A 21,760-nucleotide genomic window follows, 5' to 3' on the forward strand; every position below is an offset into this window, starting at 1 on the left:
ATTAAAGATACCAGTCTTGATAACGTTTTAAGGCCTCCAAAAAGTAATAATCTGCATAGATGAGCGGAACATCAATTTCTGAGTGTAATGGAAGTGCTCCAGTACTGTGCTTGAGGATAAAGCCTCCATTTTCTCCTATAGCAGACCTATATTTCGGGCCTGATAAAGATATAATTATTTGCTTTGCAACATCGAGATATTTTGCTTTTTCGGGCTCTGGTGTGTATTGACCAAGCTCCAGCAGGGCAGAAGCGATCAATGCTCCTGCTGAAGCATCCCGTGGTACGTCCGGGATTTTAGGATCATTAAAATCCCAGTAAGGAATCTTGTCTTCCGGTAAATTCGGATTCGTCAATATAAAATTGGCAATATTTTGAGCTTGCTTCAAATATTTTGGATCCTTCGTAAAACGATACATCATGGTATAGCCATACAATCCCCAACCTTGCCCTCTTGCCCACGCTGATTCATCAGAATATCCCTGAAAAGTTTTCTTTTTAATGACTTCACCTGTATTCATATTATAATCTACTACATGGTAAGAACTATAATCCGGACGAAAGTGATTCTTTAATGTAGTATTGGCATGGGTAACCGCTATTTCCTGATATTTTGAATCTCCACCGTTTTGACTGACCCAATTCAAAAGTTCAAGATTCATCATATTGTCAATGATCACCGGCCCGTCAAATTTTTTGCTGCTATTCCATGACTGGATAACTTGTGCTGCCGGTTTATACCTGCTGGATAAAGAAGCAGCTGATTGAAAGATGATCTCCTTATATTTTGGATTTCCCGTCAACCTGTATGCATTTCCAAAACTACAAAACATCATAAAACCCAGGTCATGATTTCCGGTGTAGGTTTGATTAGGCGCTATAATGTTGAGTGCTCTTTCCGCCTCTTTTCTGATAACAGGATCTTTGGTCTGCTCATAAATATACCATAAAGAGCCAGGATAAAAGCCTGTACACCACCAGGTCCGCTCATAACTAACGACTTTTTTATTGATAGAGTCATAAGTTTGAGGAAGTTTGTCCTCAGGAATAACTTTCATAAGGATCTTATACTGTTTTGCAGCCTGTTTAAAATTATCTTCTATGAGAGCGCCCATTTTTATTTTTTGGGCAGGAATAAGAGCATAGAGCAGATAAAAAAAACATAATAGTATTTTGTATTGGGTACCTGATTTCATAGAACATATTTTACCAGCCGGGATTTTGTTTGATTTTAGGGTTTTTGGCAATCTCTGAAGTGGGCAATGGCCACAAGTAATCTTTTTGCGGATCGAATGTTCTATTGCTTGCGGCTTGAATCAGAATATAATTATTCGCATCTACTGCAGTGTTAGGAGCCCAGCCTCCCGTACCGGGGTTAAGCATTTCTGTGAACAAATAACTTCCGGTAACCGATTTAGGCAGCTCCGTTTCAGCTGTTTTCCATCTGAGCAAATCCCAATATCTTAATCCCTCGAATGCAAGCTCAACTCTGCGTTCTCTTCTGATTTCTTCTCTCATACTTAATCCGTTACTTGCAACAAATATATTAGTCAGCTTTGGCATAGATACATAATTAGGTGCCGCTGTTGTCCCTATATTAATCTGTGGTAATCTTGCCCTCAGCAGATTTATGGTTTTATCAAGATCCCCGTCTGAAATAGCTCCGTCTGACTCATACACTGCCTCCGCATAAGTAAGCAATACTTCAGCATAGCGAATAATTGCCCGGTCGATAAAAGACCTTTGATCCTTCCATGCTATAGCGTTAGCATATTTTCTAACCGTATATCCTGTTCTGGAAAGCGTCGCATTAGGTGTTGTATATTCACTGGAGGTAAATTCATCTCCTCTTTTCATAAACGAGAAAGACATTCTTGGATCTTTTTTATTAAAGTATTCCGCATGTTTTGTTGTTGAGTTCGGAGCTGTATATAAAGGGGATTTATCTATTGGTAAACCGTCTGCCATTAGATATGATGCAGCGAGAGATTGTGTAGGCCCTGCATTTCCACCTTCAAAAGTTCTTTGAATAGTAGTGGATGTAATATTATTTGTTGGGTCATTCCCATAGATTCTGACCAATATATTTTCTTTATTTGCCCTGCCATCTCCAGCTTCCTGGAATAGATTATAATAGGCATCATTCTGAATTTCACCATTCGGGCCGCTTTTAGGTGTATTCAATAAGCTATGTAACCCTGAATTCATTACAGCAGCTGACATTTCCTTTGCAATAGTCAAATGTTTTTTAGCGTCTCCGTAACCATGAAATTTGCATCTCGTTCCTTCAAACAGTGCTATTCTGGCCTTCAATGCCTGTGCTGCGGTTTTAGATACTCTTCCATAATCCACAGTGCCTAATTGATCTATTGTTTTCAGTTTTGAAATAGCATTATCCAAATCACTGTATATTTGGTCCAATACTTCATCTCTTGCAGCTCTCGGCAGATATATATCAGGATCATCAATATTCATAGTCTTCAGAATTAAGGGCACTCCTCCAAATCTTATAAACATTTTGTAATAGGCAAATGCTCTAAAAAAATAAGCCTCACCAACATAATTATTAATATCCGCCTCTTTACCTCCTTTTGCAATTACTCCCGGAGCTTTTTCCAGAAGATTATTAGTCGCAAAAATCAGACTATAATCATAATCCTCAGATGTTGCCGGGGTAACCCGCGAGCCATCACTAATTTTATCAGCACTTGTATTCCTTGCCAGATTATCTCCCCATACGTCCTCTATACTCTGACTGGCATTAAGTTCCGGTAATTTTTTATAGAAATAATTAGCTGCCAGTTTAACATCATTTTCATTATTCCAGAAATTCTGATCCACAAGACTGGTCTCCGGAAGCCTGTCAATATTACATGAGCTCATCAGCATAAAAGCTGTAAAACACCCTATTATTATTTTATATTTGAATTTCATATTAATTTTTTTTATCGTTAAAAATCAACATTTACCCCAAGTGCTACTGAAGCCGAAAAAGGGTAATTAATACCATTATAAGGTTGCTCCGGATCTATAACACCTTTGAACACTCCTAATTTGGAAAATGTCAATAAGTCTTCTCCCGTGATATAAACTCTTAACCTGTTAACAGGCATTCCTTTGAGATCATTTTGTGATAAAGAATACCCAATCTGAACATTTTTCAGTCTTGCATATGCAGCATTAACCACCCATTTGTCTGATGGGATATTATTCTGTCCTGCATTCAGGAAAGGTCTTGGAAATGCCGCATTAGGATTATCTGGTGTCCAATAATCCATATGGATAGACAATGGCTGATACCATGGTTGCTGCTGAGGGAAGATAAGCTCTGAGCTGGGCATAATATTACGTTTACCCACGCCTTGTACGAAAAGGCTAAAGTCAATATTTTTCCAGTTCATGAATATATTAAGTCCAAACAAATACCTTGGATTGGTGTTCCCCAAGTAAACAAGATCTCCTCTGTCTCCCAATCTTCCACCACCAGGACTAATCTTTCCATCTCCGTTTTGATCTACATAGAGAATATCTCCCAGCCCCGGTACCACTCCCGGCATATTATTCAGATTCGAATAACTGGGTGCATTTTTAAGCTGTTCTGCAGTTTGTATATAGCCGTTTGTCTTATATCCCCAAATTGTATTCAGAGAGTATCCTTCAATAAGATTATATATATTCTGATCCACATCAACCCGATTTAATCCTAACTGAATGATGTCTTTTCCACCATCATAACGAATTACTTTGTTATCACTGTCAGACACATTCGCCATTACACTGAATTTAAAGTCCTGTCCAATTTTCCCTTTATATTGTAAGGACGCTTCCCAACCCCAGGTTTTTAATTCTCCGCCATTGACACGCGGGGTAGAAATACCTATTGTTCCAGGTAAATTAATTCCTACCAGCATATTTTTGTTGAATTTATTATAATAATCAAAACTACCGGTAAGCTTATTATTGAATAAACCAAAATCTACCCCTATATTTCTGGTTTCTATCGTTTCCCAGGCCAAGGTAGGCGATGGAATTCTTGATTGATACAAATAGGTTGTCCTGTCTACTCCCAGAATAATATCACTTCCTGAAGACAAGGATCTCAAAAAGTCGTAATAAGAAATTCCTGTCTGGCTGCCTACTTTAGCCCATGTAAGTCTTGGCTTAAATTCATTAATAAATCCCAATGTATTCTTGAACCAGTCTTCTTTTTGCATATTCCAGCCTAAAGAGAAGGAAGGAAACGCTTTCGCTCTATTTGCTCCCGGTGCCAGTCTGGAGCTTTCATCTCTTCTTAATGTTGCTTCAAAGATATATTTCTCGTTAAAGTTATAGTTAAACCTTCCAAAAAATGCCTGAAGAGCAAATGTATTGATGTTTTGATTATTGGTTTTGTTTTTTGGATCTCCGGTGAAACCTAGGGCTGGATTATCATTGACATATAAATTGCTGGTTCTGGCAGTTAACAAATCATATCTGTAATCTTCGTACTGAAAACCGCCCATAAAATGGAAATGATGTTTATTGAGCTTAAGGTCATAATCTGCTAGGAATTGAACATTTTGTCTTATATCACTACGTTTTTGTACTTCATAGGAATTGGGATTATTCTGTCTTCCCACAATTGCAGGTCCTTTATCATAGAAAACTACCGTTCTTCTGAAAATATTTTCATTAGAGTCAAAGTTTTCGCGCCCATAAATAGCTTTTAGCTCTAATCCTTTTACCATATTTTTAAAGGTAATTGTTCCCACATTAGATAATGTATTCTGCGTTAACCTGTCGAATCCTCCGTCCTTTAATAATGCATAAGCGAAAATAGATGAAGTGCCGCTGATATAATACCTGCCATCTTCCGTGTACACCGGAAACCGTTGCCTGGCTGTATAAAGTTGACGGAATATTCCATTTCCGCCGGTCTCCAGTCCATAACCACCATCAACAGCTTTTTTCTGATATTGACTAGTGTAGGAAGACCTTAAGTCCAGTGTAATATATTTGTTGAGCTGTGCACTGAGGTTTAACCTGTAATTCCATCGGCTATAATTATCTTCTCCGATTCTTATCATACCATCCTGTAAAAGGTTGCCCACCGAAGCCATAAAGGTGATTTTCTCCGAGCCTCCACTAAAATCAATATTATTCTGATACATATTATAGGATTTCCTCAGAATCATATCCGGGATGTTCTTCTGATTATAAGTGATGTATCTATTAGGATTATTTGGATCTGTAACATATTCAATTCCTCTTCTTATATAATCCATGTCTATGGAAGAATATTCAGGTTGCAGTCCGGCATTGGCTCTTGCCAAATTTGCATATTCTGCCTCTTGTAGTAATGATACTCTTTTAGGTAGATTGATAGGGTACTGGACTGCCATTGAGGATTGATAGGAAACCTGCATTTTTCCTTTTTTACCCGTTTTTGTGGTTACAATAATAACTCCACCTGCAGCTCTTGATCCGTAAATAGCAGCAGCTCCACCATCCCTTAATGTACTAATGCTCGCAATATCATTAGGGTTTAAAGCTAGAAAGGTATTTTGAGAGGCCACCACATTGTCAATAATATAGAGTGGTTCAACTGTTCCATTTGCAGTTGTTGCCCCTCTGATTTCTATGTTTATATTTTCATTCCCTGGTCTTCCTGATGACCGTGTGATGGTTAAACCAGGAGATGCTCCCTGAAGTGCCCGGCCTATATTTGTCACGGGTCTGTCTTCTAAAATTTCCGGGCCCACCGTAGACACGGCTCCTGTTAATGTAAGTTTTTTTTGCTTTCCATAGCCCACTACAATTACCTCGTCTATGTCCTTGGATTTTAGAGTGTCTTTTTTCTTTTCTGTTAGCTTCTGCCCCATTAAAGGGCTTCCGATACCTAGAAAGAGGAAGAAAAACACTCCGTTTTTATACCATAAAGAATTCGATGCAGATTTCATGACCAGTTATTTAGTTTTTAATAAACTTTGAGATTGTAGTGCCGGTTTCGGATTCTATATGAATAAAATAGGTGCCCTGAAGTAAAGTGCTCACATCAAAGCTTATAGTTCTACTATTCAGATTGGTTTTCATAGATTTCACAATATTACCCCATGTATTGTATATTTTCACGGTCCCGTTTTGTTTAGCCGGAAGCTTTATATTGATCACATCTTTTGCGGGATTCGGATAAACCTCTGCTTCTTCATTGGCAGATATGAGTTTCGCGGTACCAGATTGAGTAGGTCTTACACAACGAATAGATGCATAATGTCTGGAATTCTTGTTCCCATTTTCCCATATATTGGATTCAGCAGTACTGAAGTTATGATACCATGTTGACGATTCGTCTATGAAACTGGCTTTCATTCCCATCTGATCTCCGCCATCGTAAGATTGTTGATCATTATTATAAACACCGGCAGGAAGAGCATTGAAGCCTACTGTATTGGCATTGGCATTCTGAATTGTCATTGGTCCTTTTGCCCAAAGTCCATCACTTACACGATCCCGGTCTTCTCCACATTTCATCATGGGAGCAAGTTGGTCATCAGTTGTATTGTATTCTTGCTTAATACTGGTGAACAGATTTTTCCAGTCCTGGGTATTGGCAACATCCCATCCGTTAGGACACCAGCTTTTTGATGCATTGAAAGCATTGGTAGGGTAGTATCTTCCATATACTTTTCCTTCAGAATCTCCTGGAACTGCTACCCCCACCGTATTATTGGTTGCTGCATTATTTCCGTCATAGCCATTCCAATTGAGATTATCCATAAACCAATCGGTATTCCCATAACGCTTATAGGCATATTTTTTACCATCTCTAACGTCGGTAACCTCACCATTTTTACTATCGTAATTACAGTATTTTAATTTAGAGGCAAGTTGGTTGCCAGGTTGTACATCAGCTGATGCTGGAGAAGAGCTTTTAATTCCTATTAAAGGTAATGGATAGGCCATACCGGGATCCGGAGAAGAGAAAGGAGTTGTGAGGTATAGATTATCATTGTAAGGAGGTTTAGGAAGTTGCTTATCGGAAACAAGCTTGTCTATCTTCTCCTGATAATAGGCTGGAATAAACAGTCCCCATTTGTAATATAAATCCCGAAGATCGTATCCCGAAATTTCCATGATTTTATACAAAAAATAGAACTTTCTTTCATCATTACTACTTCCGTCTTTTTCTTCTTCTCTTGTTATTCTGTGCAATAGCTTGGTAAGCTCATCCCCAAAAATATATTGTAATTGAGCCAAAAATATCAAACGACTTTCATTAACATTTTGGTAAACATTTCCGATTTCATTTCCCCAGTAATTACGATTAGCATCGGGTTGCGGAAACCAGTTATTATGTACTTTATCCCAAACAGACTGATCCCATTTTTGCCAGTTGGCTCCAAAAAAACTTCTCATTACAGCCATAGAATAAAAATTGACCGTAGTCTCTGTATATTCGCCAGGTTTATAAGCACTTTGCTGGTTTTGATGACCTAACTCATGAGAAATTCCCCAAGGGTTATTTTCTATTTGGTATTGGGTAAGCAATCTTTGCATAGCCCCGTCGTTACTCCCATTATATCCGGATCCATAATCTGTGGCAAACATGTATCCGCTGTTTGCTTCAACCATAAGGTTTCTATGACGAGTATTCATCGGCTTGTGAAGCGGATTAGGATCGTCACTGCTTACGCCGCTTATATCCCTCTGGGCATCAAATATTCTTTCTATAGATTTAAGCCATTCGTCTATATTATGAGGCTTGTTGTTATAATTGGTAAGAGAGTATTTTTCCACATTTGCTTTATTAACAACAATGATCGCATTTCTATTGGCAAATACCACATCTGTATAGCCATAGTTTGTCAATTGTTGTTTAAACTCATCGATCGTACTGGTCCCTAAAACATAGTAGGGATGCTTTACATGTTGACTTCCTGTTTGAGCAAAAGTAACTCTGGCCTTTCCTGTAGGATTGTTTCCATTAGTAATATAGCGTAGGTAGATGATTCCACCAGAGTGTTGACTTGAAGAAATGGTATTGAGACCAAGCTGTAAAGGGATTTCTTTTACATTGGAACCGTCTTTTATTCTCGTTCCAATAACCAGAGCAGGCATACGGTTGTCTGAAGACGGAGTTAGAATCTCGACATTGAGCTTCAATGTTTTGCCTGCCGGAAGATAAAAGCCTGTAACTATATGGTCAAATTTTTTCTGTACCTGTCTCAACCTTTTTATTTCCACCTCTGTACTTGTAACTTGCGTTAGTTCAATACTGTTATTATATACATCTGAACTTTCTATTGTAAAGCTCTCTATGCTATTTAATTTGTTTTTTTCAGCAAATACAACATTTCCTTTGGCCAATAACAAAAATAGCAAAATTGTAAAAAATACATTTTTTTTCATAATACATTGGTTTTTTGATTCGTAAACGAAACATTAATTATCAATAATACAATTATTATGAGTATTGTTATTCTTTACCCTTATTTTCTAACATTTGTTTCACGTCTTTAAAAACGCTCACCTAAACACAATCGTATGATTATTAATTACTTACGAAATATTATTTAAAAATATTTTCACGAAAACGTTATAGTTATCATAATATGGAAAGAATACCACTGTAAATTACTATGATACAAGTATTAACCTACTAAAAATAACAGATATGGAATCCTTTTTTTGATGTAAGAAAATTGATTTTTTAAATTGATAGGGTTTAGGATAATCGTTTAAGCCTTACCAAAAATTGCGTTTATTTACTATAAATTAGAGTATTGATCAATTTGTGGAATTCGTCAGGGGATTCTAATAGTTTCAATAAAGCTTCTCCTAACCCTATTGCTGAAGCACCCGCCTCGAACCATTTTTTTATCTCCTCAATCTCTAACGGTATTCCTCCTGTAACCATAAATTTTAAATGGGGAAATAAAGGTTTGATTCCTTTTAAAAAAGAAGTCCCAATAACACTGGCCGGAAATATTTTGATCATTTTTGCTCCAAGATTCGAGCATATAGCAATCTCTGTGGGTGTCATAGCTCCCGGAATCCATATTTTATGATGAATAGCTGCTGCTTCCGCGATCTCGGGAAGTACTACAGGACTAACAAGGAAATCAGCATTTAAGCCGATAAAGGTTTCCGCTTGCTTTCGTGATGTAATGGTACCAGCCCCCAAAACTATTTCTTTAGCATACTTGTCGCGGTAATCCACTATTTTTTTAAAGTTTTCTTCTGCTTTCTCTCCCCGGTTGACAAATTCAAAAACCCGGATTCCTGCCTGATATGACCTATTAAACGCTTCAATGCATCGTGCAGGATCATTATGATAGTATACAGGAATAATAGGGTAGGATTCGATCGTGTTGATAATGGTATTCATAATTATGAAAGGATTGTTACTTATACTATCTTGCTATAAAAATCACCGGGAATAAATAATTTTTCAAATCCCATGCGTGTTGCAAAGTCTATAATCTCCTTGGGGTTATTATTCTGACAAATTCCATAAATCAATCCCCCCATAAAAGCGTCTCCACTACCAATTCTATCTACCACCTCCATTGTTTCATAAGACTCAGAAATCCAGTTTCCGTCCCGGGTGTGATAAGTTCCATAGAAGAGGTTATGTTTCGGATGATCCATAAACCTGAATGTATTAGCAATATGTTGACATTGTGGAAATTGAGTGAAGATTTCCAGGCTTACTTTCTCAGAAAAAATGTAATAATCTTGTTTAGAGGTATTTCTATCAAAATCTTCTTGTATTGAAGTTCCCAACATGAGGTGGGAGGACCAGATATTTCCCATAATGACATCACAAAATGTGACCAATTCGAGCATTGCCTCTTTAGGATCTATTCCAAAGTCCCATAATCTGTTGCGATAATTTAGATCTACTGAAATAAACAGATTCCTCTTTTTGGCTTCCTTTAAAACTTTTTTCATGATGTGAATCCATCTTTCCGATAGAGAAGGAGTAATGGCACTCCAGTGAAACCATGTACATCCTTCGAATAATTGATCCCAGTCAAGGTATTCTTCATCTATATTGTAAAATGAAGAAAACTTTCGATCATAAACTACTTCGCCGGTGGTGAGACCGTTGTATCCCTCTAAAAAATATAAACCTATCCGATCTCCCTGAATTAAAACTTTAGAAATATCAACCCCTTTATGTTCGAGTACTTCCAAAGCATTTTTTGCTAATATATGATCAGGAACTGCTGTAAAATAAGAAACCGGGATTTCCAATGTGGATAATACTACAGAAACATTGGCTTCTGATCCCCCGGGATACATTTTAAACAAACCAGAGGAGGCTTCCGATATTTCCGGATCTGCATACGTCTCAAATCTTAAAAGCAGTTCACCCAACGAAAGTACTTTGTGCATAAAAATTCAAATATTGATAAAGTAAAAATAAAGATCTATAACGCTATTTAAAAATATGACAGCAAAAAGTTACGAATACGTTTTAGTAGGTAATTTAAAAAAATAGATCTGAAATAAAAATTTGTATTTACATTACACCCTCTATAATATGCAAGCCGATGGGAATATTAAATCAATTTTCATTACAAGATAAAGTAATTGTTATAACCGGAGCAACAGGAGTCTTGGGAGAGGCTTTTGTAACTGCGGTAGCGGAAGCCGGTGCCAAGGTAGTCATCATGGGAAAGTCTGAAGCCAGAGCAAATGAGCGGAAAATCTTGGCCGAAAGTCTAGGTTCGGAAGCATTGGTTGTCATAGGGGATGTTTTACATGAAGAAGATATGGTAAGAGCAAGAGAAGAAATTCTTACCAGGTTTGGGACAATAGATGGATTGGTGAATGCCGCGGGAGGAAATATTGCCGGTTCAACATTAGAACCTGAACAGGATCTGTTTTCTTTAGATCTGCATAATATCAGAAAAGCTATTGAACTCAACCTTTATGGGACTATGATCCCAACCCATATTCTGGGTCAGGTGATTGCAGAAAAAGGCAAAGGAGCTATTGTAAACATTTCCTCTTTGGCAGCAGACCGCTCTTTAACCCGTGTATTAGGCTATACTGTTGCCAAACATGGTATTGAAGGATACACCAAATGGATGGCAACAGAACTGGCACTTCGTTACGGAGACCAGGTTCGCATGAATGCCATTGCTCCTGGTGTATTTCTTACGATCCAAAATAAGAATCTCCTGACTGATGAAAATGGAAACTATACTTCGAGGGCGCAAAAATTTATCAATCATACTCCATTCTCAAGGCTTGGGCTCCCCACAGAATTACAAGGAACATTGGTTTATCTGCTCAGTAATGCATCGGTATTTGTGAATGGAGAGACGATATTTGTAGATGGTGGATTTAGTGCATGGAGCGGTGTTTAAAATAAAATTAAGAATGAATAAATTGGAACAAACATGGAGATGGTATGGTCCTAAGGACCCTGTATCCTTACAACATGCAAAGCAAGCAGGTGCTACAGGAATTGTAACAGCACTGCACCACATTCCTCATGGGGAAATATGGACAAAAGAAGAAATTATCCTGCGAAAAGAAATGATAGAATCCGCCGGCTTAACCTGGTCGGTTGTTGAAAGCGTTCCGGTTCATGAATCCATAAAAACCCGGTCGGGAGATTCAGAAAAATATATAAAAAATTACTGTCAAACATTAGCCAATCTAAGTGCCTGCCATATCAAAACGATTTGCTACAATTTTATGCCGGTTTTAGACTGGACAAGAACCCAATTGGATTTAGAAATGGAAGATGGTTCAAAAGCATTGTATTTCGATTGGATTGATCTTGCTTACTTCGATATACACCTGTTACAACGTGAAGGCGCCATCAATGACTATTCGGACCCGATCTTAAAAGCGGTTGATAAAAAAAAGAAAAGCATAACAGCGGAAGAGCGTAAAGTATTGTCTGAAAATATTTTAATGGGAATACCAGGAGAAAAGAACATTACTCTGGAAAGCCTCAGAAAGAGTATAGACGTCTATAAAAATATCGGAACTGAAGGATTGCGGGCCAATTTAAAACATTTCTTAGAATCTATCGCTTCTGTTTGCCGGAAAGAGAAAATAAAAATGACCATTCATCCTGATGATCCTCCTTATCCTATTCTGGGATTGCCAAGAATTTTAAGTCATAAAGAAGACTTTGAGTATCTGTTAAACACCATAAATGATGAGTTCAATGGTGTTTGTTTCTGTACCGGGTCTTTAGGAGCCGGTATCCATAATAATATTCCTGAGATCTTTGATTTGGTAAAAGACCGGGTAAACTTTATCCATCTCCGCAATGTCAAAAAGGATAAAATCGGAAATTTTTACGAAGCAGATCATCTGAATGGTGATGTAGATATGTATCATATTATGAAAGCGATTACTACTGAAAATCAAAAAAGAAGCATTCCAATTCCATTCAGGCCGGATCACGGCCATCAAATGATGGATGATATGAATAAGATAACCAATCCGGGCTATTCTGCGATCGGCAGATTGCGGGGACTGGCAGAACTAAGGGGACTGGAAATGGGAATTTTAGGACAATAATCAATATTATATGGAATATTTCTTACAAAATAATTTTATTTTGGAATCATCAGTAGCAGAGAAGCTCTATTTTGATTACGCGGCTCCGCAGCCTATTATTGATTATCATTCTCATTTATCACCGCATATTTTAGCCTGTAATCAACCATTTGAAAATATGACTAAACTATGGCTTCAGGATGATCATTACAAATGGCGGGCAATGAGGGCTTTTGGTGTAGAGGAATTATTTATTACCGGAGAGGTAGATCCAAGGGAAAAATTTAGGAAGTGGGCAGAGGTAGTACCTTATACTATAAGAAGTCCTTTGTTCCACTGGACTCATATGGAACTTAAAAATCCTTTTGGAATCAAAGAATTATTAAATCCTTATACGGCAGATCGAATTTATAACCAGACTTTAGAGCAGTTGCAAAGTGAAGATTTTAAACCGAGGAAAATTTTGCAAAACTTTAATGTGGAAATGCAGGGAACCACAGATGACCCTATTGACTCGCTCATGGACCATCAACAATTAAGGCAAGAAGAATCTGGCATAAAAGTACTTCCTTCTTTTCGACCAGATCAAGTTTTCAATATCAATCAGGGGGATGGTTATAGAAACTATATCCAACAATTAGAACAAGTCAGCTACACGAAGATCAGTAATTTTGAATCCCTGATTGCAGCATTAAAAAAAAGGATTGATTATTTTCATCTGGCAGGCTGTGTCTCATCCGATCATAGCTTTCCCTCAATGCCGGTTCCGCATTTCACTATAGAAGAAGCCGATCAGATTTTTCAACAGGTAATGAATGGCGATGATTCCCAGGCAGAAAAAGTTCATACGAGTTTCACATTTTATGCTTTAACAGAATTATGCAAGTTATATTATGACAAAGGCTGGGTACAACAATTCCATCTCGGTGCTCTTCGTGATGGAAATATTAACAAAGCTAAGATTGCAGGTTCTAATCAAGGATATGATTCCATTGGGGATTATGCCCAGGCTACACAACTTTCTTTTTTCCTAAGCCACATGGAAGGAGAGGCACAATTAGCTAAAACGATCATCTATAATCTTAATCCCTCTGATAATGCTTTGTTTGCAGCTATGATAGGAAATTTTCAAGGGGATGGAATTAAGGGAAAAATACAATTAGGGTCTGCGTGGTGGTTTCTCGATCATCTCGATGGAATGACACAACATCTGAATGAACTTTCTAATATTGGTTTATTAAGCACTTTTATAGGAATGACTACAGACTCGAGATCGTTTGTTTCGTATTCCCGACACGATTATTTTCGCAGGCTACTGTGTAATTTATTAGCCAATGATATCAAAAAGGGATATCTTCCTCATGATATTCCTTTTATCGGATCGGTCATCAAAGATATTTGTTATCAAAATATTAAAAACTATTTCAATTTATAAAAGCTATGGAAAGCAATAGGGTGAAAAACTATAGATGGGTTATTTGTTCATTACTATTTTTTGGAACAACCATTAATTATCTCGATCGTCAGGTTCTGAGTTTGCTTCATCCTATTTTGGAAGAACAATTTCAATGGTCCAATTCAGATTATGGGATCATCACAGCTATTTTCCAACTTTCTTACGCTTTTTTCATGTTGCTGGCAGGAAGATTTGTAGATAAAATGGGAACGAAAAAAGGATATGCGATTGCTTTGGTCATTTGGTCTGTCGGAGCTATTATTCACGCTTTTGCAATCCCAATGGGTGAGGTTTCAGTCCAAATATTAGGGGTATTAGGTTTCAGCGGACTTTCTATTTCGGTGACGGGATTCATTATTGCACGTCTGATTCTTGGTGTGGGAGAATCCGCAAATTTCCCTTCAGCCATTAAGGCAACCGCGGAATACTTCCCAAAAAAAGAACGTGCTTTGGCTACCGGAATCTTTAATTCAGGTTCAAATGTCGGAGCTATACTCGCGCCGCTCACAGTTCCGTGGCTGGCATATTATTATGGCTGGCAAAGTGCTTTTATTATCATTGGCTCTTTAGGGTTTTTCTGGTTGATCTTATGGTTGATTTTTTATAATACCCCGGTAAAACAAAAAAGATTGTCACCTGAGGAGTTAAACTATATATTATCAGATTCGACTCCTGATATAAAAACTGAAGAAGAAAAGGAATATAAAGTATCCTGGCTAAAGCTGTTGACGTTTAAACAAACCTGGTCATACTCATTAGCCAAATTCCTAACAGATGGGGTATGGTGGTTTTTCTTGTTTTGGCTGCCATCCTACCTGAACAAAAAATTCCATCTTTCAGGCTCGGATATTATACTTCCTTTAAGTGTATTGTATACCATGACCATGATCGGAAGCATTTGCGGAGGATGGCTGTCCATGTATTTTATCAATAAAGGATTTGCTCCTTATGATGGCAGGATGAAAGCAATGTTTTATATTACTTTAGTTCCATTGATCGTTCTTTTTTTAGTTCAGCCTTTATCCGGAATATCGTATTGGGTTCCTGTTATTTTAATCGGATTAGCAGCTTCTGCACACCAAGCCTGGTCAGCCAATGTATACACTACTGCTTCGGATATATTTCCCAAAGCAGCAACAGCAAGTATTACAGGAATTGGAGGCATGGCAGGCGGGATGGGTGGAGCACTCGTTTCTTTTTTTGTAGGAAAAGTCTTTGACTATTATCACCGTATCGAAGATCCCAACCTAGGATATACATTAGTATTTTCAGCTTGTGCTGTTGCCTATCTTGTGGCATGGATCATTATGAAACTGCTTGTCCCAAAAGCAAAAATCATCAGAATAGAAGAAATCACAAATCTGTAGATTTATTAAAATGAATTGTAGTATCCAATAAAATAGTTTCATAAGCCCTATGTCTTTTATGTTGTTCCATATTTAACAAATCAACAAGTTTAGTAAGAGCCGTAAAACCTATCTCTTGTGTAGGTTGACGTATACTTGAAAGAGAAGGATTAAGAGCAAAAGGCATATCAAAATTTGAAAATCCAATCACGGCAATTTCCTCCGGTACTTTCACCTTCATCTGAGCTAAAATCCCAAGGACACGGATTGTAATCACACCCGTAGCCCCAAATATAGCATTAGGCTTTACCTTGGATTTTAATAATTCGGTGAGTGCCTGCGAAATTTGTTGATCCATCATTTCACTATTTTCAAGATTACAGGTAAGCATAAATTTGGGATAAAAAGGAATATCTAAGGTTTTTAGTGCTTTTTTAAATCCTTGAATTCGTGGATTATTTTCTCCAAATTGACATCCTGTAATAAATACTATTTTCTTTCGATTAATCCTGATGAGATGCTGAGTAGCTTGCAAGGCTCCTTTATATTCATTAACTCCTATTTTCATCGTTTCTAAAGAAGGATTGAAACGATCAAACAAAACAACAGGACAAACTTCCGAATTGATTTGACGCAAATATTCTGTATTGGATGTTTCACTGACAGGGGCTAGTAAAATGCCATCCACCCCTTTATTCAATAATGCCTCAATACATGATTTTTCATTTTCTACATTTTCATGACTCTGCATGATGATAATATCATATTCTGTCTCATAAGAAGCTTTTTGTATTCCATCCAAAATTTGAGAAACAAAAATATTGTTGATAGAACAGACGACTACTCCAATCGTATTGGAATGACCTCCCTTTAAGCTTTTGGCTAAGCGATTGGGTTTATAATGATTTTCTTTTGCGTAGTTCCGAACTCTTATTTTTGTTTCCTCACTGATTTCATAACTATCATTTAAAGCTTTAGAAACTGAAGAAACAGAAAGTCCCAAACTTTGTGCAATATGTTTTATGGTAATTTTTGTCATTCTATCAATTGCTTTTTATCGATTCAGCTTATTCCTTTTCAAAGTCATAAAAGTTAATCCCAACTTCTACATCTTTGACCTTGAGTATTCTGGTATCCAGCGGATAAAAAATAAATTCTCCGGCACCGCAAATTTTTGCATCCAAAAGATGTCCTGCCAGAGCTGTATAATCCTGTCTGCCTAACGTGATATGCAAATGGGGTAGTGGCTGGCCGTTGAGCTCAGAAACATTCCCGGAAATATTAGAGACTTCCATTTGTTCATTGAACGTTTTATCCACATATTTCTTTGTTGAGGGTACAAAATAACGAAGCGTCGCTTCACTTACAGCACCAATTCCTGTTATTTCTCCCGATTTGATGTCTTGATTTATTACAAAATCGGTCAACGCTTCCACAATACCTGAATGGTTTTTCACACTCACAATATAAGTGGAATTTACTTTTTTAGCAGTCCAGTTATTTCCTTTTAAAATAGCAGTATTCGTACTCATCATATTTCAGTTTACACTTATTATTTCTTAAGATAATTAATGATCCCGATAACATCATCTTTTCCAAATCCTTCATCATGGGCAGATTGATAGGTTTCAATAAGCGTTTTTGATAAAGGATAATCAGCTCCTGCATTATGGGCTAAAAGGATATCTTTTAACATCAGGTCCAGGGCAAATGCCGGTGCATAATCATCATTGATCAGTAGTGGTGTTTTTACTTTTGTGGCACCACTTCCACTTGCACTTTCATTAATGATATCAAGCATGTCCTTCCTGTCGATTCCCAATTTATCTGAAAATAAGACCGTTTCCGCAAGGCCCTGATAGAGCGTAGACAGAAAATAATTCACCGAAAGCTTAGCCGCGATTCCTTTTCCGTTCTCTCCTAAATGTCTGATCTTTCCCAGCTTTTGTAAATAAGGTTCAGCACGATCAAGATCCTTTTCATCACCTCCTGCCATGATGATCAATGTTCCATCAGCTGCAGGTTTGGTACTTCCTGCTACAGGTGCATCGATAAAACCGGCTTCCTTTATCTTAACTGCAGAGGAAATATCATTGGTCGCTTGTGGAGAAATGGTACTCATATCTACGAAAAGTTTTCCATAAATATCCTCTGAAAGAATTTCTTCATATACCTGGCGCACTGCTGTATCATTGGTCAGCATTGTAAAAATAACATCATTGTTTTTTACCAGCTCAGTAACTTTGTTATATACGGTTGACTTCTCCTTAAAATCATTTGCTTTTTCGGTGGTTCTGTTATAGACAGACAAAGGAAATCCTGCTTTTTCTAAATTTTTAGCCATGGGATGCCCCATATTTCCTAATCCGATGAATCCAATTTTTGCGTCTTCCATATTTTTATTTTTTGTAAAATGTAAAAAGTATTAATACTGAATTGAAAGTTGGAAAATGCAGCTTAAAGATTAGATAAATAATGATAATTATGTATGGTTATTCATAACTGCCTCAGATTTCATATCCTGTAACCATTGATTTAAAATCCGGGATTCATAATTTACTTCTTATTTCTTAAGCCTTACAATGTGTTTTTCTATCCAAACAACAATCAACGTATCAAAATTACGCATTCCAAAATCAATTTTATTACCCTCACATTTTTTATAATGAGAAAACTTACAGAAATTTGCAGAAAAATAAGCAGTATAAAAATGAAGATCATTGATGTTGAAAAGTGGAACAGAAAAGAACATTTTAATTTTTTTTCAAAAATGGCAAGTCCTTATTTTGGTTTTACAGCAGAAGTGGATTGTACAAAAGCTTATGATACTGTAAAAACTAACAGTCATTCTTTTTTTGCCTATTACCTTCATAAATCGATGGTTGCCGTGAATTCTGTTGAAGAACTCAAAATGAGAATTGTTGATGACCAGGTGGTCATTTTCGATGTCATCAATGCGGGAAGTACAATTGCCAGGGCAGACGGAACTTTTGGTTTTTCTTACATCCCTTTTTCAGAAAGCTTTGACGTTTTCAATAAAGAATTACAAAAAGAAATTCAGGCTGTACAAAACTCCACAGGATTAAGATTAAGTACTGATACCGTCACCAAAGCTTTAATAAGACATTCTACTATTCCCTGGAATTCTTTCAGTGCATTGCTGCATCCTACGAATTTTGATAAGACGGAATCTATTCCGAAAATTACATTTGGAAAATACAGCATCCGTAACGGAAGGAAATATTTACCGGTTTCCATAGAAGCTCATCATGGTCTGGCAGACGGTCTTCATCTGGCAAAATACTTTGAAGAATTTCAAAAACAATTGGATTTGTAACGAATAATTTTAATGTAATTGAATTATCTTTGCAGGTAATTAAAAGGTTTCTTTTTCTTTCTGACCGGAATTTAAATCCTCGATTTGATTCCGGAAATCAGGAAAGATACTTATCTCATTATTCTATAATTAATTTTGAATTTAAAACGTTAGTATGCAGGCGAGTTCTTCTCAGGGCATTTCCAGAACTGTGATATGGCTGATGGCTATTATTTCAGGGTTGGTAGTTGCCAACAACTATTATAATCAGCCACTATTGGCACTCATTTCAAATGATGTACATATTTCAGAAAGTGCTGCCAGCAAAATATCCGTACTGACCCAGATAGGATATGCACTGGGATTGCTTCTTATTGTTCCGTTGGGTGATAAATTTTTCCGTAAAAAACTGATTTTGATTGATCTTCTTTTGGTTTTCGGATCACTTTTATGGATGACCTTTGCTACTCAACTATGGATGCTGTATGCGGCGAGCTTACTGATCGGAATGACCTCTGTTATTCCGCAGCTTTTTGTTCCTATCGCAGCAGAACTTTCATCTGATGAAAAGAAGTCTTCCAATATAGGATTGGTAATGTCCGGATTACTTTTGGGTATTCTCTTATCCAGGTTTGTAGGGGGAATCCTGGGAGAAATTCTGGGCTGGAGGGCCGTTTTTGGTATTGCGGCAGGCTTGATGATACTCGTTTGGTTTGCAGTGTATAAAATGCTTCCCGAGCTCTCACCAAATTTTAAGGGGACTTACAAAGATCTGATGCGTTCTGTATTTCATCTCGCAAGAACACAGCCTGTTTTACAACTGGCCTCTTTCCGGGGCGCAATGGCTTTTGGCTCTATGTGTGCTTTATTTACCACTTTGGTTTTTCATATGGAGAAACCTCCATTTAATGCCGGTTCATCTGTGGTAGGGAGTTTTGGTCTGGCGGGGGCAGTAGGTGCTTTAGCCGCAGCCAAAGTCGGGGCATTCCAAAAGTTCATGAATATCAACAGGATCATATTCTACTCACTACTAATCGTTTTAGGCAGTTGGGCTTTTACCTATTTTGCAGGATACACGTATTGGGGTTTGATTGTAGGAGTCATCCTTGTTGATCTCGGAGTACAATCCAGTCATATTATGAATCAAACCAGTTATTTTCTGATCAGAACCAATGCGGTCAACCGCCTGAATACGGTTTATATGGTCTGCTACTTTATCGGTGGATCATTAGGAACATGGCTGGCATCGGTTGCATGGCATTACGCACAGTGGGAAGGGGTGTGCTTCGTTGGAGCAAGCTTTGGTCTCTTAGCTTTAATCGCTCATTTGATCTTTAGCAGGAAAGTAAGTAAAACATTGTAATCCGCGTTTCTATTCGTGAAACAAAGTAGATCCAAGTTAAATGTAATAAATTTTGTTACATTAAAATTAAATGGTAACTTTGCAGAACATTACAACAAGAATTACAATGAAAATAGAAATATGGTCGGACGTTATGTGTCCGTTTTGTTATATAGGAAAAAATAATTTTGAACAGGCTCTTCAAAAATTGCCATTCAAAGATCAGGTAGAAGTAGAGTGGAAAAGCTTCCAGCTGGATCCTACCTTAAATACAGGTGAAACAAAGAATACACTTACCTACTTCAGAGAGAAAAAAGGCTTTCCTGAGACCCAGGCTACGCAAATGATCAGCCAGGTTACTCAAATGGGAAAAGGGGCTGGTATTGATTTCAATTTTGAAACTGCACTTATAACCAATACGTTTCCTGCACATAAATTGTTGCATTTATCTAAAAAATACAACAAGTCCAATGAAATGGAGGAAGCTCTGTTCATCGCCCATTTTATTGATGGCAAAAACGTGGGGGATGTTGATACGTTGGCAGAAATTGCAGAATCACTGGGTATTGATAAAGAGGAGGCAAAGCATGCAGTAACTTCAGAGGAATTGACATCAGAAGTCAATGAAGACATCCAACAAGCCAGAAATAATGGAATTACCGGCGTTCCATTTTTTGTTTTAAATGGGAAGTATGCTGTTTCGGGCGCTCAACCTGTTGAAGTTTTTGAAAATGCACTCCAGCAAACGTATAAAGAAACGGTTTCTCCATTCACAGATCTTTCTAATGGAGAAAATGCCTGTGGTCCCGATGGGTGCAGTATTTAACTGATATAATATTCAGAAGACAATTAAATTGCGTTATATAGAAAAAACCTGAAGAGATTTTCTTCAGGTTTTTCTTTTGTATTTGTAATTTTATACCCTTATTTATTGTCAGATTATGGATATCCATTTTTACCAACCAAGAAATCCAGTTCTTAAAAAATATATCCAGGGATATTATTTTATGGATAAAGATGAATCTGCTTCGTCTATCAGATATCTGACATTTCCAAACAATTTTTTCATTGTTTCAGCCTGTCAGGATGCCGAGATCAGATCGGATGAAGGCAGTATGGAAATTTATCATTCTCCCATAAAAAATATAGTGATTGATTTGGTCTCCCGATGCACAGGATCTACGGAAATCTTTTATGAGAAACCCATTAATGAAATTACCATCTACTTTAAACCTTTAGGGATCTATCATTTTTTTAATGCTGACAACTGCTTAATTCTAAAAGATAAAATTTTATCTTCGGACTTTCGTGAGGCTATGGATAAGATACTGAATGAACACGGGAAGGAAATACAAATAAAAGCCCTGGAAGAATACCTGCTCTCTAAATTCATTGATAAGCATTTGACTGGAGCCGAAAACATCATCAAAGACCTTGAGAATGATATCAGTATCCTGGACATTGCGGAAAATAATGGCATTACAAGACAATACGTTAATAAAATTACCAAACGGTTTGTAGCAAAACCAGCCTCCGAATACCGTAAAATAAACCGGTTTCGAAATTCCCTGCTGCAAAAAAAACAGGTAAAAAATCTTACGGAATTATCCTATGAAAATCTTTTTTACGACCAGTCTCATTTTATCAAAGATTTTAAGGAACTTACTCAAATAACTCCAAAAACATTCTTCAAAAAAGTTAATACAGAACAAAATAATATCTGGTTATTTATTTAATCTGTTTCCTTTTTTACAATTCTCAATTTTTCCTGCCCCGTACTTTTGTCAT

Annotated in this window: 17 protein-coding genes; 8 read left to right on the forward strand and 9 right to left on the reverse strand. The window is 37.2% G+C overall.

Annotated elements, in window-relative coordinates; genetic code table 11:
* Position 1: 1 nt before the first annotated feature.
* The 6 genes from PFY10_03275 to PFY10_03300 all read right to left on the reverse strand — a co-directional run bounded on the left by PFY10_03275 (position 2) and on the right by PFY10_03300 (position 10,379).
* A complete protein-coding gene (locus PFY10_03275; protein WBV57463.1) occupies positions 2 to 1,195 on the reverse strand; it encodes a glycoside hydrolase family 88 protein in 1,194 nt (397 codons plus the stop codon).
* Positions 1,196 to 1,205: 10 nt separating this feature from the next.
* A complete protein-coding gene (locus PFY10_03280; protein ID WBV57464.1) occupies positions 1,206 to 2,933 on the reverse strand; it encodes a RagB/SusD family nutrient uptake outer membrane protein in 1,728 nt (575 codons plus the stop codon).
* Positions 2,934 to 2,950: 17 nt separating this feature from the next.
* Positions 2,951 to 5,938 (reverse strand): SusC/RagA family TonB-linked outer membrane protein, encoded by a 2,988-nt coding sequence (locus tag PFY10_03285; GenBank protein ID WBV57465.1) that lies wholly within the window; start codon positions 5,936 to 5,938, stop codon positions 2,951 to 2,953.
* 10 nt (positions 5,939 to 5,948) lie between these two features.
* On the reverse strand, positions 5,949 to 8,387 hold the full coding sequence (locus PFY10_03290; GenBank protein WBV57466.1) for a M60 family metallopeptidase: 2,439 nt from the start codon (positions 8,385 to 8,387) through the stop codon (positions 5,949 to 5,951).
* A gap of 352 nt (positions 8,388 to 8,739) precedes the next feature.
* Positions 8,740 to 9,366, reverse strand: coding sequence for a bifunctional 4-hydroxy-2-oxoglutarate aldolase/2-dehydro-3-deoxy-phosphogluconate aldolase (locus PFY10_03295; GenBank protein ID WBV57467.1), 627 nt, complete (start codon positions 9,364 to 9,366; stop codon positions 8,740 to 8,742).
* Between the two features lie 20 nt (positions 9,367 to 9,386).
* The gene (locus PFY10_03300; protein WBV57468.1) at positions 9,387 to 10,379 is read right to left on the reverse strand and encodes a sugar kinase; all 993 of its coding nucleotides are present in this window, start codon (positions 10,377 to 10,379) and stop codon (positions 9,387 to 9,389) included.
* Positions 10,380 to 10,537: 158 nt separating this feature from the next.
* Between PFY10_03300 and PFY10_03305 the strand changes: the two genes are divergently transcribed.
* The 4 genes from PFY10_03305 to PFY10_03320 are packed head-to-tail and all read left to right on the forward strand — an operon-like array spanning position 10,538 to position 15,335.
* Positions 10,538 to 11,359: an SDR family oxidoreductase gene (locus PFY10_03305; GenBank protein WBV57469.1), complete on the forward strand. Its 822-nt coding sequence runs from the start codon at positions 10,538 to 10,540 to the stop codon at positions 11,357 to 11,359.
* 13 nt (positions 11,360 to 11,372) lie between these two features.
* Positions 11,373 to 12,533: a mannonate dehydratase gene (uxuA, locus tag PFY10_03310; GenBank protein ID WBV57470.1), complete on the forward strand. Its 1,161-nt coding sequence runs from the start codon at positions 11,373 to 11,375 to the stop codon at positions 12,531 to 12,533.
* A 40-nt stretch (positions 12,534 to 12,573) separates the two neighbouring features.
* On the forward strand, positions 12,574 to 13,947 hold the full coding sequence (gene uxaC / locus PFY10_03315; protein ID WBV57471.1) for a glucuronate isomerase: 1,374 nt from the start codon (positions 12,574 to 12,576) through the stop codon (positions 13,945 to 13,947).
* A 5-nt stretch (positions 13,948 to 13,952) separates the two neighbouring features.
* Positions 13,953 to 15,335 carry an MFS transporter gene (locus tag PFY10_03320; GenBank protein ID WBV57472.1) on the forward strand — a complete coding sequence of 461 codons (1,383 nt, stop codon included), beginning with the start codon at positions 13,953 to 13,955 and terminating at the stop codon, positions 15,333 to 15,335.
* Here the strand turns inward: PFY10_03320 and PFY10_03325 are convergent.
* Genes PFY10_03325 through PFY10_03335 form a run of 3 tightly spaced genes read right to left on the reverse strand, consistent with a single transcriptional unit; the run spans position 15,322 to position 17,709 of the window.
* Complete coding sequence (locus PFY10_03325; GenBank protein WBV57473.1) at positions 15,322 to 16,353, reverse strand: LacI family DNA-binding transcriptional regulator; 1,032 nt, start codon at positions 16,351 to 16,353, stop codon at positions 15,322 to 15,324. The genes PFY10_03320 and PFY10_03325 overlap by 14 nt on opposite strands.
* A gap of 28 nt (positions 16,354 to 16,381) precedes the next feature.
* Positions 16,382 to 16,846 carry a DNA-binding protein gene (locus PFY10_03330; protein ID WBV57474.1) on the reverse strand — a complete coding sequence of 155 codons (465 nt, stop codon included), beginning with the start codon at positions 16,844 to 16,846 and terminating at the stop codon, positions 16,382 to 16,384.
* Between the two features lie 20 nt (positions 16,847 to 16,866).
* Entirely contained in the window at positions 16,867 to 17,709 is an 843-nt protein-coding gene (locus PFY10_03335; GenBank protein WBV57475.1) for an NAD(P)-dependent oxidoreductase, read from the reverse strand.
* A gap of 270 nt (positions 17,710 to 17,979) precedes the next feature.
* Here PFY10_03335 and PFY10_03340 point away from each other — a divergent pair, with 270 nt between their 5' ends.
* From PFY10_03340 to PFY10_03355, 4 genes are all read left to right on the forward strand, one after another.
* A complete protein-coding gene (locus PFY10_03340; protein WBV57476.1) occupies positions 17,980 to 18,651 on the forward strand; it encodes a chloramphenicol acetyltransferase in 672 nt (223 codons plus the stop codon).
* 154 nt (positions 18,652 to 18,805) lie between these two features.
* Positions 18,806 to 19,993 (forward strand): MFS transporter, encoded by a 1,188-nt coding sequence (locus PFY10_03345; protein ID WBV57477.1) that lies wholly within the window; start codon positions 18,806 to 18,808, stop codon positions 19,991 to 19,993.
* A gap of 106 nt (positions 19,994 to 20,099) precedes the next feature.
* On the forward strand, positions 20,100 to 20,798 hold the full coding sequence (locus tag PFY10_03350; protein WBV57478.1) for a DsbA family oxidoreductase: 699 nt from the start codon (positions 20,100 to 20,102) through the stop codon (positions 20,796 to 20,798).
* A 115-nt stretch (positions 20,799 to 20,913) separates the two neighbouring features.
* Complete coding sequence (locus tag PFY10_03355) at positions 20,914 to 21,708, forward strand: helix-turn-helix domain-containing protein (GenBank protein WBV57479.1); 795 nt, start codon at positions 20,914 to 20,916, stop codon at positions 21,706 to 21,708.
* The last annotated feature ends 52 nt before the right edge of the window (positions 21,709 to 21,760 follow it).

It is taken from the genome of Chryseobacterium daecheongense, from assembly GCA_027920525.1.
Classification (GTDB): Bacteria; Bacteroidota; Bacteroidia; order Flavobacteriales; family Weeksellaceae; genus Chryseobacterium; species Chryseobacterium proteolyticum.